The organism is Pseudomonas sp. NPDC087803 (assembly GCF_044742995.1).
GTDB lineage: Bacteria > Pseudomonadota > Gammaproteobacteria > Pseudomonadales > Pseudomonadaceae > Aquipseudomonas.
On the sequence record NZ_JBIUVO010000011.1, the window covers coordinates 348 to 13310 of the forward strand.

14 protein-coding genes and 1 riboswitch are annotated in these 12963 nt (G+C 60.5%); of the genes, 8 read left to right on the top strand and 6 right to left on the bottom strand.

Features of this window, described 5'->3' with window-relative positions:
- The 3 genes from ACIOUG_RS09390 to ACIOUG_RS09400 all read left to right on the top strand — a co-directional run.
- A partial coding sequence (locus tag ACIOUG_RS09390) for a methionine adenosyltransferase domain-containing protein (RefSeq protein WP_401064650.1) occupies window positions 1-516 on the top strand: 516 nt, incomplete at its 5' end.
- A gap of 243 nt (window positions 517-759) precedes the next feature.
- Window positions 760-2427: an NAD-dependent DNA ligase LigB gene (gene ligB / locus ACIOUG_RS09395; protein ID WP_401064652.1), complete on the top strand. Its 1668-nt coding sequence runs from the start codon at window positions 760-762 to the stop codon at window positions 2425-2427.
- A gap of 95 nt (window positions 2428-2522) precedes the next feature.
- Window positions 2523-2918, top strand: coding sequence for a DUF1090 domain-containing protein (locus ACIOUG_RS09400; RefSeq protein ID WP_401064653.1), 396 nt, complete (start codon window positions 2523-2525; stop codon window positions 2916-2918).
- Window positions 2919-3099: 181 nt separating this feature from the next.
- On the opposite strand, the gene ACIOUG_RS09405 is transcribed toward ACIOUG_RS09400, so the two are convergent.
- Entirely contained in the window at window positions 3100-3549 is a 450-nt protein-coding gene (locus ACIOUG_RS09405; protein WP_401064655.1) for a c-type cytochrome, read from the bottom strand.
- 128 nt (window positions 3550-3677) lie between these two features.
- Here ACIOUG_RS09405 and ACIOUG_RS09410 point away from each other — a divergent pair, with 128 nt between their 5' ends.
- Window positions 3678-4862: a murein transglycosylase A gene (locus ACIOUG_RS09410; protein WP_401064657.1), complete on the top strand. Its 1185-nt coding sequence runs from the start codon at window positions 3678-3680 to the stop codon at window positions 4860-4862.
- 140 nt (window positions 4863-5002) lie between these two features.
- Here ACIOUG_RS09410 and ACIOUG_RS09415 read toward each other — a convergent pair whose 3' ends face one another.
- Both ACIOUG_RS09415 and ACIOUG_RS09420 read right to left on the bottom strand, forming a co-directional pair.
- Window positions 5003-5386, bottom strand: coding sequence for an MAPEG family protein (locus ACIOUG_RS09415; protein ID WP_401064660.1), 384 nt, complete (start codon window positions 5384-5386; stop codon window positions 5003-5005).
- A gap of 39 nt (window positions 5387-5425) precedes the next feature.
- Entirely contained in the window at window positions 5426-6259 is an 834-nt protein-coding gene (locus tag ACIOUG_RS09420) for an EamA family transporter (RefSeq protein WP_401064661.1), read from the bottom strand.
- A 158-nt stretch (window positions 6260-6417) separates the two neighbouring features.
- Here ACIOUG_RS09420 and ACIOUG_RS09425 point away from each other — a divergent pair, with 158 nt between their 5' ends.
- Window positions 6418-7680: a cation:proton antiporter gene (locus ACIOUG_RS09425; RefSeq protein ID WP_401064664.1), complete on the top strand. Its 1263-nt coding sequence runs from the start codon at window positions 6418-6420 to the stop codon at window positions 7678-7680.
- Between the two features lie 30 nt (window positions 7681-7710).
- On the opposite strand, the gene ACIOUG_RS09430 is transcribed toward ACIOUG_RS09425, so the two are convergent.
- Complete coding sequence (locus ACIOUG_RS09430) at window positions 7711-8574, bottom strand: LysR family transcriptional regulator (protein ID WP_401064667.1); 864 nt, start codon at window positions 8572-8574, stop codon at window positions 7711-7713.
- A gap of 91 nt (window positions 8575-8665) precedes the next feature.
- Between ACIOUG_RS09430 and ACIOUG_RS09435 the strand changes: the two genes are divergently transcribed.
- Window positions 8666-9079 (top strand): VOC family protein, encoded by a 414-nt coding sequence (locus ACIOUG_RS09435; RefSeq protein WP_027610613.1) that lies wholly within the window; start codon window positions 8666-8668, stop codon window positions 9077-9079.
- 39 nt (window positions 9080-9118) lie between these two features.
- Complete coding sequence (locus tag ACIOUG_RS09440; RefSeq protein WP_401064670.1) at window positions 9119-10408, top strand: cation:dicarboxylate symporter family transporter; 1290 nt, start codon at window positions 9119-9121, stop codon at window positions 10406-10408.
- 2 nt (window positions 10409-10410) lie between these two features.
- On the opposite strand, the gene ACIOUG_RS09445 is transcribed toward ACIOUG_RS09440, so the two are convergent.
- Together ACIOUG_RS09445 and ACIOUG_RS09450 are read right to left on the bottom strand one after the other, a co-directional pair.
- Window positions 10411-11307, bottom strand: a complete 897-nt coding sequence (locus ACIOUG_RS09445; RefSeq protein WP_401064673.1) for a formate/nitrite transporter family protein — start codon at window positions 11305-11307, stop codon at window positions 10411-10413.
- Window positions 11308-11544: 237 nt separating this feature from the next.
- Window positions 11545-11952 (bottom strand): acyl-CoA thioesterase, encoded by a 408-nt coding sequence (locus tag ACIOUG_RS09450; RefSeq protein ID WP_003229043.1) that lies wholly within the window; start codon window positions 11950-11952, stop codon window positions 11545-11547.
- Window positions 11953-12148: 196 nt separating this feature from the next.
- A riboswitch (S-adenosyl-L-homocysteine riboswitch) is annotated at window positions 12149-12247 on the top strand.
- A gap of 23 nt (window positions 12248-12270) precedes the next feature.
- On the opposite strand from ACIOUG_RS09450, the gene ACIOUG_RS09455 reads away from it, so the two are divergent.
- Window positions 12271-12963 (top strand): adenosylhomocysteinase (locus tag ACIOUG_RS09455; RefSeq protein WP_401064676.1); only part of this gene is annotated, 693 nt, incomplete at its 3' end.

Genomic DNA, 12963 nt, shown 5'->3' on the forward strand with positions numbered 1-12963 from the left:
AACAAAACTACACGAAATTACAAAATATTACCCAACAAAACTCACTTCCGAAATAACAAACCCAAGATCATCGTCGACAGCTACGGCGGCATGGCCCGTCACGGCGGTGGCGCGTTCTCCGGTAAAGATCCATCGAAGGTTGACCGCTCGGCTGCCTACGCTGGCCGTTACGTTGCCAAGAACATCGTCGCAGCCGGCCTGGCCGAGCGTTGCGAGATCCAGGTGTCCTACGCCATTGGTGTCGCTCAGCCGACTTCGATCTCGCTGAATACCTTCGGTACCGGCAAGATCAGCGATGACAAGATCATCAAACTGGTGCGTGAAGTGTTCGACCTGCGTCCATACGCGATCACCACCATGCTCGATCTGCTGCACCCGATGTACCAGGAAACTGCAGCCTACGGCCACTTCGGTCGCGCTCCGCAGACCAAGACTGTGGGCGAAGACACCTTCACCACCTTCACCTGGGAAAAAACCGACCGCGCCGACGCTCTGCGTTCTGCCGCTGGTCTGTAAGCCCTCCCCGGCTACAAAAAAAGCCCCGCACGGTTCGCGCCGTGCGGGGCTTTTTCATGGTTCGAAAAGAGCAAAAGATCGCAGCCTTCGGCAGCTCCTACACACCGCATCCCCCTGTAGGAGCTGCCGAAGGCTGCGATCTTTTGATCTTCATCGCCGAAACAAGAGGAAAAACACCTAATCAACATGGCTGAAAAATCCTGACTAGCCTTCAAGTTCTCCCCATGAGCAAGGACGCTCACGATGCGCTTTTCTGTTTTGCTTTTTCTCAGCCTCCTATGCCTGAGCAGCCACGCCGCCCAATGTCCGAACTGGCCTGCCGCTCAGGCGCAAAACGAAATCACCGCCCTGCAAAACCAGATCGACCAATGGGACGACGCCTATCACCGCGAAGGCCGCTCGCTGATTGCCAACGAGCTTTACGATCAATCGCGCCTGCGGCTCAACGAATGGCGCCAGTGCTTCCAGCAACCCCCGGCGCCCGAACCTTTGCGCACGGCGTCTGGCTCCGTCGCGCATCCGGTCGCCCACACCGGCCTGGACAAGCTTCACGAAGCCGCCGCCGTTCAAGCATGGTTAAAGGACCGGCAGGATGTCTGGGTACAACCCAAGGTCGATGGCGTGGCGGTCACGCTGATTTACCGTCGCGGCCTGTTGCAGCAGGCGATCAGTCGCGGCGACGGGGTCAGCGGCCAGGACTGGACGGCAGCGGCGCACAAGATCGCCGCCATTCCGCAACAACTGACCCAACCGCTGGACCTGCTGGTACAGGGCGAACTCTATTGGCGCCTGAATCAACACGTGCAAGCCAGCCATGGCGGGGTCAACGCCCGCGCCACCGTTGCCGGGTTGATGAGTCGTAAAACCTTGAATGCCGAGCAGGCGGCCGGCATCGGCCTGTTCGTCTGGGACTGGCCGCAGGGCCCGGCGAGCCTGCCGGAAAGGGTATCGACGCTGACGACATTGGGCTTCGCCACGACAGCGCCGTTCAGTCAGGTCGTCGCCAACCTTGCCGACGCACAAAAATGGCGTGAGCACTGGTATCGCTCCCCCCTGCCGTTCGCCAGCGACGGCGTGGTCCTGCGCCAGAGCCGACGCCCACCGGCTGAACGCTGGCAGGCGAGCGCGCCTTACTGGGCCGTCGCCTGGAAATACCCGTTTGCCCGGGCGCTGGCCGAAGTGCGCAAAGTGAATTTCAAAGTCGGCCGCAGCGGACGCATCACGCCGGTACTGGAGTTGTCGCCCGTAATGCTTGATGACCGCGAGATCAGACGCGTCAGTGCCGGCTCACTCAAGCGTTGGCAGACGCTGGATATCCGTCCCGGTGATCAGGTGGCGATCAGCCTGGCCGGGCTGACGATTCCACGACTCGACAGTGTGGTTTGGCGCACCAGCGAACGGGCCGACCTCGACATTCCCGACACCCGCGATTTCCACGCCCTGAGCTGTTGGCAACCGACACCCGGTTGCGAAAGCCAGTTTCTCGCACGCCTGACCTGGCTCAGTGGCAAACAAGGCCTGGCGCTGCAGAATGTCGGGCGCGGTACCTGGGAGAAACTTCTGGAAACAGGCCGTCTGAACAACCTGCTGGATTGGTTGACCCTCGACGAGCCAGAGCTTGCTAACATTACCGGCTTCGGCGAACGCAGCAGCGCACGTCTGATCAACAGTTTTCACAGCGCCCGCCAGCGGCCATTCACGCAGTGGCTCAGAGCAATGGGTTTACCGCCGAGCGGTCAGGCATCACTGGCCGACTCGTGGCAGGCGCTGGCACAACGCGACACTGAACAATGGCAGGCAGAAGCCGGAATCGGCCCGGGCCGCGCGGCGCAATTGAGCGCCTTCTTTCGCGACCCGCAGGTGCTGGCCCTGAGTGAAACATTACGCGCCGCCGGAATCGACGGTTTCTGATCACGCAATCCCCCGGCAGCCGGGAACCGAAGGTCCGCCAGACGCTCAAACAGCGCAGTGCCCCCGACCCGATTGCCTTTGCACATGGAGCTTTTATGAAATTTCTTGCACCGCTCGCCCTGCTGACCCTCTGTGGCGCTCTGGCCTCTCCTGTGATGGCTGACGAAGATGCGCCAGGCCTGACCGGTTGCGCCGCGAAGAAGCAGGGCATCATCAATCAGCTCGAACAAGCCAAATCCCGTGGCAACACCGATCAACAGGCCGGCCTGCAAACCGCGCTGGATGAAGTGACGAAGAACTGCACCGATGCCGGCCTGAAGAAAGAACGCGAAAACAAAGTGCTGGAAGCCAAGCACGAAGTCAGCAAGCGCCAGGCTGATCTCGACAAGGCGATGAAGAAGGGTGATCCGGAGAAGATCAACAAGCGCAAAGACAAGCTCGCCGAGTCGCGCAAAGAACTGCAGGATGCGCTGGACCAGATCGACAAGTAACCCGAATTGAAGGCGATGTCCTGTGGCGAGGGAGCTTGCTCCCGCTCGGCGGCGCAGCCGTCGTAAACCCATTCAATCGAGTTGAGTCTGTTATTACAGCGCGGTTGAATGGGGTTGGGGCCGCTTCGCGGCCCAGCGGGAGCAAGCTCCCTCGCCACAGTTTTCCGGCAGTCTCCGACAATCAATGATCCCGAAACTCTTTATGGCAAGCGCTGCAGGCATCTTCAACCTTCTGCACCGCCGGCCCAAGGTTACTGGCCTTGTACGGCTGAACCTTGCTGGCGGTCACCAGTTCACCGGTGGCGGCCTCAAGGTTGCGGGCCAGTTCCTGAAAGCGTGCCTGCCGCAGCCAGACATCGTCCTTGGCGCTGGTGTGATCTTCTTCGCGCACCTGCGGGAAATGCTTCCACGGTTCATGGGACAACGCATCAAGCTTCACCGCGCCTTCGGCGAATTTCGCCCCGTCGAAAGGAACGCGCCCGCGCAACATGCCGCCCAGGTCTTCGCCGGTCTTGAGCATCTGCTTGAAGATCGCCTTGCGTTGCCCCAGTGGAGAATTCGGATCGACACCGCCACAGGCGGACAGGGTCAGACAGGCCAGCAATACAACAGAAATTCTTTTAAGAGTCATGGTGGCTTCAGGTCACGGAATTCGGCGGCCAGTATCCTCGCGTCGCCGACAAACACCAATAGCCCTATTAAAAATACGGGTTGCCCGAGCGCATGGAGCGCTTGGGCAACCGGCACAGGAATCACTCCATGAACAGCCGTTTCAAGGCCTGGCGTCACCCACTGATCGCAACCCTGCCGCTGCTGGCAATCCTTGCCGGCTGTACCGGTGGCGACAATGCCAAACCGAAAACCCACGCCTTGGCCACCTATTCCAGCGCCACCTGGGAAGCCCTGCCGGCGGTGTCCGACAGCGATCTGGTCGCCGGTTTCGGCTCGTGGCGCAGCGCCTGCACCCGACTCAAGGCGGATCCGATCTGGGGCGGCACCTGCGCCGCAGCCGCCAACGTGCCGCAGAGCGCCAACGAGATCCGCGCCTTCCTCAAGCAGAACCTCGATGTGTTCGGCCTGCGCGCCGAGCATGACAACCCGAATGGCCTGATCACCGGTTACTACGAACCGGTGTACTCCGGCAGCCTGACGCCCACCGAGGTGGCGAACGTGCCGGTGTACGGTGTGCCGGAAGACATGATCATCGTCTCGCTGGACAGTATTTATCCGGAACTCAAGGGCAAGCGCTTGCGCGGCCGCCTCGAAGGTCGGGTGCTCAAGCCTTACGACGACGCGGCGACCATTGAATCCAAAGGCGTCAAAGCGCCGGTGGTGGCGTACCTGACCGATCCGATGAACCTACAGTTTTTGCAGATCCAGGGCTCGGGGCGGATTCAGACACCGGATGGCAAGCAACTGCGCATCGCCTACGCCGACCAGAACGGCCACCCGTACCGACCGATCGGCCGCTGGCTGGTGGAGCAGGGCGAATTGAAGAAAGAAGACGTGACCATGAACGCGATCAGCAACTGGGCCAAGGCCAACCCGTCGCGCATTCCGGAACTGTTGGGCAGCAACCCGAGCTATGTGTTTTTCACCCGCAACCCGGACAGCAACGAAGGCCCGCGCGGTTCGCTCAATGTGCCGCTGACCGCCGGTTACAGCGCTGCGGTAGATCGCAAGGTGATTCCGTTGGGCAGCCTGCTGTGGCTGTCGACCACCCGCCCGGATGGCACCGCGCTGGTGCGCCCGGTCGCGGCGCAGGACACTGGCGGCGCGATTGCCGGCGAGGTGCGTGCAGACTTGTTCTGGGGCACCGGCGACGCGGCCGGGCAGCTGGCCGGGGACATGAAGCAGCAGGGACAGATCTGGATGCTCTGGCCTAAAGGTGCGGCGTTGCCGCAAGTGCCGCAAGTCGCCGACACGGTGAAGGACAAACCTTAAGCGCTTCGGTGCCTGAGCTATCGCCTTCGCGGGCAAGCCCGCTCCCACAGGTATCAATGGCGAGCACAAATCCTGTGTACACCAAAGAACCCTGTGGGAGCGGGCTTGCTCGCGAAGAGGCCAGCAGCAACACCCGAGAATCAGATCGACACAAAGAAGAACGCAGCAATCAGCCCCATCCCGACAAACCACACCAGCGATCGCAGAATCGCCCAGTCCGCCAGGTAGCAGATGATGTACAGCAGGCGACTGGTGATAAACATCACCGCCAGCACATTCACCGTCACCAACTGCGCCGTGCCCACCAGATGCGCGACGATCACCGCTGCCGCAAACGCCGGCATCACCTCGAAGCTGTTCAACTGCGCCGCATGCGCCCGTCGGGCCACGCCGTTCAGACTTTCGAGAAAGTCCCGGGGATCATGGTTGTCCTGAAGCCTGAAACCGCCGGTGGCCTTGGCCACGATCGTGCACACATACGGCAGGAAAATCGCGATCAATACGCACCACAGAGCCACCGTCATAAAGCCGTCCTTCGTCGAGTGATAGAGAATTGCGGGCGGTCAGAACTTCATCACCAGCATGCCGATCAGCACCAGCCCACAGGCTAAGAGCCGTGGTCGGCCGAAAGGTTCTTTCAGGTACCGCATGCCGAACAGCACCACCAGAATCACGCTGATCTCGCGCAACGCCGCCGCTTCGGCAATCGAGCCCAACTGCATCGCCCACAGCACCAGAGCGTAGCTGAACAACACGCAGAACCCGACCGCCAGCCCCAGCTTCCATTGTTCGCGCCAGAACACCATGAACGCCGGGCGTTTGCCGACCCAGGCCAGCAACGGAAACGGCCAGGCGCTGAGCAGCGTGACCCAGACCAGGTAATCCAGTGGATGCGACCAGCGCCGCAAGGCCTGGCCATCAATGTAGGTGTAACAGCCGATGCACAGCCCGATCAGTGCCACCACCGGCAGCATCGACCACGGCAGATGTTTGCCGCCGCCACCCTGCCAAAGCAGGCAGGCCATGCCCAGCGGAATCAGCAGGATCCCGAAGATCTGCTGCGCGGTGAGCACTTCGCCGGCGAAGATCAGGGTCAGCGCCAGCACCACCAACGGCGACAAGCCGCGCATCAGCGGATAGACCAACCCGAGGTCGCCGACCCGATAGGCCTGAATCAGCAAATAGCGATACAGCAACTCGAACGCCGCCGAGGCCAGAATCCACGGCCAGATTTCTGCCGGCGGCAGGCTGATGAATGGCCAGGCGATGGCGACAAACAGCAGCGCCACCGTGTCCATGCACGCCACCACCAGCAACCGCTCGGCGCTGAACTTGATCAGGGTATTCCACGCCGCATGCAACAGCGCCGCCACCAACACCAGAGCTGTCGCCAACACGTTTCACTCCTGGATTTTTTTTGTTGACCCTACACGAATGTGTGCGGCCGACCAACTGAGGGGGACATAGTTGTGTCCCCGCCCCGAATCAGCCCATCCAACTCTTGCACCGAAGAATCGGGGCGCTGTCTTTCCACCCCCCATCCAAAGGACCCCGGATGCTTGAACTCGTAGCCGCATTCATCTGCCTCACCACCCTCCTCACTTTCGTCAATTACCGCTTCATCGGCCTGCCGCCGACCATCGGCGTGATGGTCACCGCATTGCTGTTTTCCCTGTTGCTGCAAGGCCTGAGCGTGCTCGGCTATCCCGGCCTCGAAGAACGCGTGCAGCAACTGATCGGCCAGATCGACTTCGGCGATCTGCTGATGAACTGGATGCTGTCGTTCCTGCTGTTCGCCGGCGCTCTGCACGTCAACCTCAACGACCTGCGCAGCTATCGCTGGCCCATCGGCCTGCTGGCAACCTTCGGCGTGCTGATCGCCACCGCCGTGATCGGCAGCCTCGCCTACTACATTTTTGCCCTGTTCGGCTGGCACGTGAGCTTCCTCTACTGCCTGCTGTTCGGCGCTCTGATTTCGCCGACCGACCCGATCGCGGTGCTCGGCGTATTGCGTACCGCCAATGCCTCGAAACCGCTGAAAACCACCATCGTCGGCGAGTCGCTGTTCAACGACGGCACGGCGGTAGTGGTGTTCACCGTACTGCTGGGCATCGCCCAATTGGGTGAGACGCCGACCCTCAGCGCCACCGCCATGCTGTTCGTTCACGAAGCCGTTGGCGGCGTGTTGTTCGGCGGGCTGATCGGTTATGGGGTGTACCGGATGATCAAGAGCGTCCAGCAGCATCAGATCACCGTGATGCTGACTCTGGCGCTGGTGATCGGCGGTTCGGCGATGGCCACCGAGCTGCACGTCTCGGCGCCGATTGCGATGGTGGTCGCCGGTCTGATCATCGGTAACCTGGGACGCAACCTGGCGATGAACGACATGACCCGCAAGTACCTCGACGGCTTTTGGGAACTGCTCGATGACATGCTCAACGCCCTGCTGTTCGCGCTGATCGGCATGGAGCTGTTGCTGCTGCCGTTCAACTGGCTGCACCTGGCGGCGGCCAGTCTGCTGGCGCTGGCGATCCTGCTGTCGCGCCTGCTCACCGTGGCCCCGGCCATCGTTCTGCTGCGCCGTTGGCGCACGGTGCCGCGCGGCACCATCCGCATACTGACCTGGGGCGGTTTGCGCGGCGGCGTTTCGGTGGCCCTGGCCCTGGCCCTGCCGCTGGGCCCGGAGCGCGATCTGCTGCTGAGCATCACCTACATCGTGGTGCTGTCGTCGATCCTGTTGCAGGGTCTGACCATCGGCAAACTGGTCAAGCACGCCACCCGTGACGAGCCGGCCACAGCGGCCGAACCCGCACACTGACGTATCACCGCAGCGCCGTCGTGAAGCCCTTCACGACGGACCGCACAGCAAATCAAGCAGATGTCGCATCGCCAATGGGCGGTGCGGCGTCGAGCCATGTATAACCACCAACTCGCGCGCATGACGCTGCCCGTCCTCGACCGGTAAAACGTACATTCCTTCCAGCATCATCCCGGCCCACTGCGGCACCAGCGAAACCCCCATCCCCTGCGCGACCAGCATGACGATCGTTTCCAGCGCATCCAGTTCGCACAGCACGTTGGGCTCGATGGCCTGTTCATCGAGGTAGCGCTGAGCAATCTGCCCACCCCACGAGCGCGCGTCATAACGAATGAACGGATGAACGCGCAACAGCGTTTCCAGCGACTGCCCGGCGTACGCGGCTGGGGCCACCAGAACCAGCGGCTCTACCTTGAGCACGACCAGTGCCAATGCCTTGGGCGGCTGGAACGGAGGCCTGACCAGAATCGCTGCGTCCAACTCCCCTGCAAGTACCTTCTCGTAAAGACTTTTCGAGTCACCCGGGGTGATCTTCAGCTTTAAATCAGGTGCTGCAAGCGCCAATCGTTCGATCAAGTTGGGTAACACGCCGGTCAGCGCTGTGGAAACTGCACCGATTGTCACTTCACCGGCCAACCCATCGGGATGCAGATCGCTCTGTAGATCCTGGGCCAATTCGATGATCGCCCTGATTTTCGGCAGAATAAGCAGGCACTGGTCCGAGGGCCTTGCTGCGTGCGCGGTACGCAGCAGTAACGTGCAACCCAGCAATCTCTCGAGCGCCTGAACGCGCTGGCTGATAGCTGCCGCAGTGCGACTCTCACGCCGCGCCGCTGCCGCAATCGAACCGGCCTCAACCACCGCCACCAGGCTTTTCAGAAACCGTACATCCATAAGTTTTCCTTTCGCTCAGAACAAGGCGAAGTCGTTATGCCCCGCCGCACGGTCTGTTTACCCTGAGTGCTCCTTCACTTGGGGACATCATATGAACAGACCTTTTCACGCTGCATACCATGTTTGCGACCTGGAACAGGCGCGGACTTTTTATCGAGATGTGTTGGGCTGCACCGAAGGCCGCAGTACCGAGACATGGGTCGACTTCGATTTTTTCGGCAATCAGCTCTCGCTTCACGTGGGCACGCCCTTCACCACTACCCGTACCGGCCAGGTTGGCGATCACAAAGTATTGATGCCGCACATTGGCGTCGTCCTGCCGCTGGAGGAGTGGCTGGAGCTGGCCGATCGTTTGAGCCGCCTCGGCACAACATTTGAAATCCCTCCGGTGATCCGCTTCGCCGGCGAACCCGGCGAGCAGCGCACGATGTTCTTTCTCGATCCCAGCGGCAATCCGATCGAGGTCAAGGGTTTCAAGGACTTCGACGGCCTCTTCGCACACTGAGCTTCACCCCAACAAACACAACAACAAAAGGGGCACATCATGATTAGCAAGAAACCCACCAGCCTGGTCACCCGCATCATGATCGGGCTGGCAGCCGGAATAATCGTCGGCATCCTTCTCAACCAGTTTCCCGAACACAAGATCTGGTTCATCGACAATCTGCTGCAACCGGCCGGTGACCTGTTCATCAGGCTGATGAAAATGATCGTCGTACCGTTGGTCTTTGCGTGCATGGTCGTCGGCATCGCCGGGGCAGGCAGCACCAGGGCACTGGGCCGGGTCGGGATAAAGACGCTGGTTTATTTCTTCACCATCACCAGCATTGCCATCGTCTTCGGACTGATCGTCGGCAATGTTTTTCAGCCCGGCGCCGGCGCGGACTTCAGCAGCACCCTGCAATCACCGGCCATTGGTCTGGCGAATACGGGGGACACACAGAACCTGGGCCGAACTCTGGTGAACATCGTGCCGGACAACATCGTCCTGGCCATGTCCCAGGGCAAGCTGCTCTCAGTACTGTTTTTCGCCATCCTGTTCGGCTGTGCCCTGTCGATGCTGCCCGAGCCGCAGAAGGCGCCATTGATCACCGTGATTCAGGCGGTATCGGACACCATGTTCAAGGTCACGCATCTGGTCATGCACTACTCACCCATCGGCATCTTCGGCCTGATCGGGGTCACCGTGGCCAGCTTCGGCCTCAGTGCGTTGCTGCCGCTGGCGAAGCTGATCGGCATCACTTACGTCGCAGTCTTGCTCTTCGCGTTGGGCGTGCTGGGGCTGGTGGCGCGGATGGCCGGCATTCGCTTTTTCCACCTGATTCGGGAAATACGCAGTGAATTGATACTGGCTTACAGCAGCGCTGCGTCGGCCACGGTGATGCCACAACTGATCGAGAAAATGGAGCGGTATGGCGCTCCGCGCCCGATCACCAGCATGGTCATTCCACTGGGGTACTCGTTCAACCTTGATGGCGCCTCGCTGTTCGCGGGACTGGGCACGCTGTTTATCGCCCAGGCGTACGGGATTGAGCTGGGTCTGGCGGATCAGGCCATGCTGGTGCTGATCATGGTGTTGACGTCTAAGGGCGCGGCGGGAGTGCCGGGTTTCATGTTCATCATACTCACAGCGACCCTGACCACCGCCGGTTTGCCAGTGGAAGGCGTGGCAATCATCGCCGGCGTCTATCGTTTGATGGACATGCCGGTCACCGCGCTCAATGTGTTGGGCAATGCACTGGCACCGCTGGTCATAGCTCGCTGGGAGGGACAGCTCAAGGCACCTGAAGGCGAACCGACGACAGAACCGGTCAGCCCGCCGTTCAAGGCCTGAAACTATCGGGGCTTGCTGTCGGACTTATCTTCGCGGGGTTTGCCGGAGTCTGGTTTATCCGTCTTGGGCGCCCCGCTCTCGCTGCGGATCTGCGCATGGCTGATCAGGGCGAAAATGAAACTGCCGCCGATGATGTTCCCCGCCAACGTGGGACCGGCAAACACCATCCAGAAATCACTCCACGGCAGCTCGCCGGCAAACACCAGATACGACACTTCCGCCGAACCGACCACGATGTGGGTGAAGTCGCCCAGCGCCATCAGGTAGGTGATGAGGATGATGATCCACATCTTCGCGCTCTCCATGGACGGGATCATCCAGACCATGGTGGCGATCATCCAGCCAGAGACAATGCCCTTGGCGAACATTTGACTGGCGTGGTTTTCCATGACCTTGCGGCCGATTTCAAGGAAGGCGTGATCGGTCTTGGTATCGAAGATCGGCAGCTCGAGCATCACGTACGCCACCAGAATCGTCCCGCACAAATTACCGAACAGCACCACGCCCCACAGGCGGATCAGCCGACCGAAATTGGCCAGGGTCGGTTTGGTCATCACCGGGAGGACGGCCGTCAGGGTGTTTTCGGTGAACAATTGCTGGCGGGCGAGGATCACCGCGAGGAAACCGGCGCAGTAGCCGAAACTGGCGATCACCTTGAATTCGTCGCCCTCGGGCAGGCGCGAATTGAGCAGCCCCATGCCCATCAGCGACAGGCCCATGGTCAGCCCGGCTGCGAGCGCCGACCACCACAATGCGGCAATGCTGCGCTCGAGTTCCTGATCGCCTTGAGTGCGGATGATTTCATGCAGAACCGCCGCGCGGGGCGGCTGGTTTTTCTCGACTTCGTGTTGTTCGTCGGTCGAGAGGTTGGGGGTCTTGCCGTCGGTGGGCGTGGTCATGGCGTGGAAACCGGGTGGGGGCTTTTAGCTACGACCGTTCTTGCCTGGAATACGTTCTGTATGCGCCACGCAAATTCCCGATTTTACGCATGCCCCTGTAGGAGCTGCCGCAGGCTGTGATCTTTTGACTTTGTTTATGTAAAGCAAGATCAAAAGATCGCAGCCTTCGGCAGCTCCTACAGGTTCAGTGTCAACCCTGTGGGAGCGGGCTTGCTCGCGAAGGGCGCGCCGCCGATGTCACTTGGTTACGAGTTCATCTTCCTTGAACTGATCTTTCACATACTTGATTTCAGTGCGCCCGTGCGGGGCCGGCAGGCCATCCTCGCCAAGGTTGACGAAGACCATCTTCTCGACCGTCAGGATGCTCTTGCGGGTGATCTTGTTACGCACTTCGCAGGTCAGGGTGATCGAGGTGCGACCGAACTCGGTGGCGGTGATGCCCAGCTCGATGATGTCGCCCTGGCGCGAGGCGCTGACGAAGTTGATCTCGGAAATGTATTTGGTCACCACGCGCTGATTGCCCAACTGGACGATGGCGTAGATCGCCGCTTCTTCGTCGATCCAGCGCAGCAGGCTGCCGCCGAACAGCGTGCCGTTGGGGTTCAGGTCTTCGGGTTTTACCCATTTGCGGGTGTGGAAATTCATGTTCACTCCTGAGCGTTTGCCGAAAGATGGCGCCATCTTGGCAGACCGAGCGGTCATGCTCCATGAGGCTTCGACTATGGTCGCCATTGGCGATCTTCATTTGGCCGACAGAAACCCTTTGGAAGATCAGTCTAGACGGCTATAATCGCCCCCGTTTCAAAACGGTAACCTTCACTTGCTACCGTTTTCCCGCCACCTGTCCGAGGGGCGCTGCAGCAGGATCAACCTGTCAGGCTCGGATGGGGCGTTGACCGGCCTTGGCCGGACACTAAACGCACAACGGCGCCCATTCGCATACATTACGAATGGAGGCTCTTCATGAGCGCTGTTATCACGCCTGCCGATTTTAACGATTACAAAGTTGCCGATATGTCCCTGGCTGCCTGGGGCCGTCGCGAAACCATCATCGCCGAATCAGAAATGCCGGCCCTGATGGGTCTGCGCCGCAAGTACGCTTCCGAGCAGCCGCTCAAGGGCGCGAAAATCCTCGGCTGCATCCACATGACCATTCAGACTGCCGTGCTGATCGAAACCCTGGTTGCCCTGGGTGCCGAAGTACGCTGGTCGTCGTGCAACATCTTCTCGACTCAGGATCAGGCCGCTGCTTCCATCGCTGCTGCCGGTATCCCGGTTTTCGCCTGGAAAGGCGAGACTGAAGAAGAGTACGAGTGGTGCCTGGAGCAGACCATCCTGAAGGATGGCCAGCCATGGGACGCCAACATGATCCTCGACGACGGCGGCGACCTGACTCAGCTGCTGCACGACAAGTACCCACAGGTGCTGGATCGCGTTCACGGCGTGACCGAAGAAACCACCACCGGCGTTCACCGTCTGCTGGACATGCTGGCCAAGGGCGAGCTGAAGATCCCTGCGATCAACGTCAACGACTCGGTGACCAAGTCCAAGAACGACAACAAGTACGGCTGCCGTCACAGCCTGAACGATGCGATCAAGCGCGGCACCGACCACCTGCTGTCCGGCAAGCAAGCGCTGGTCATCGGTTACGGTGAC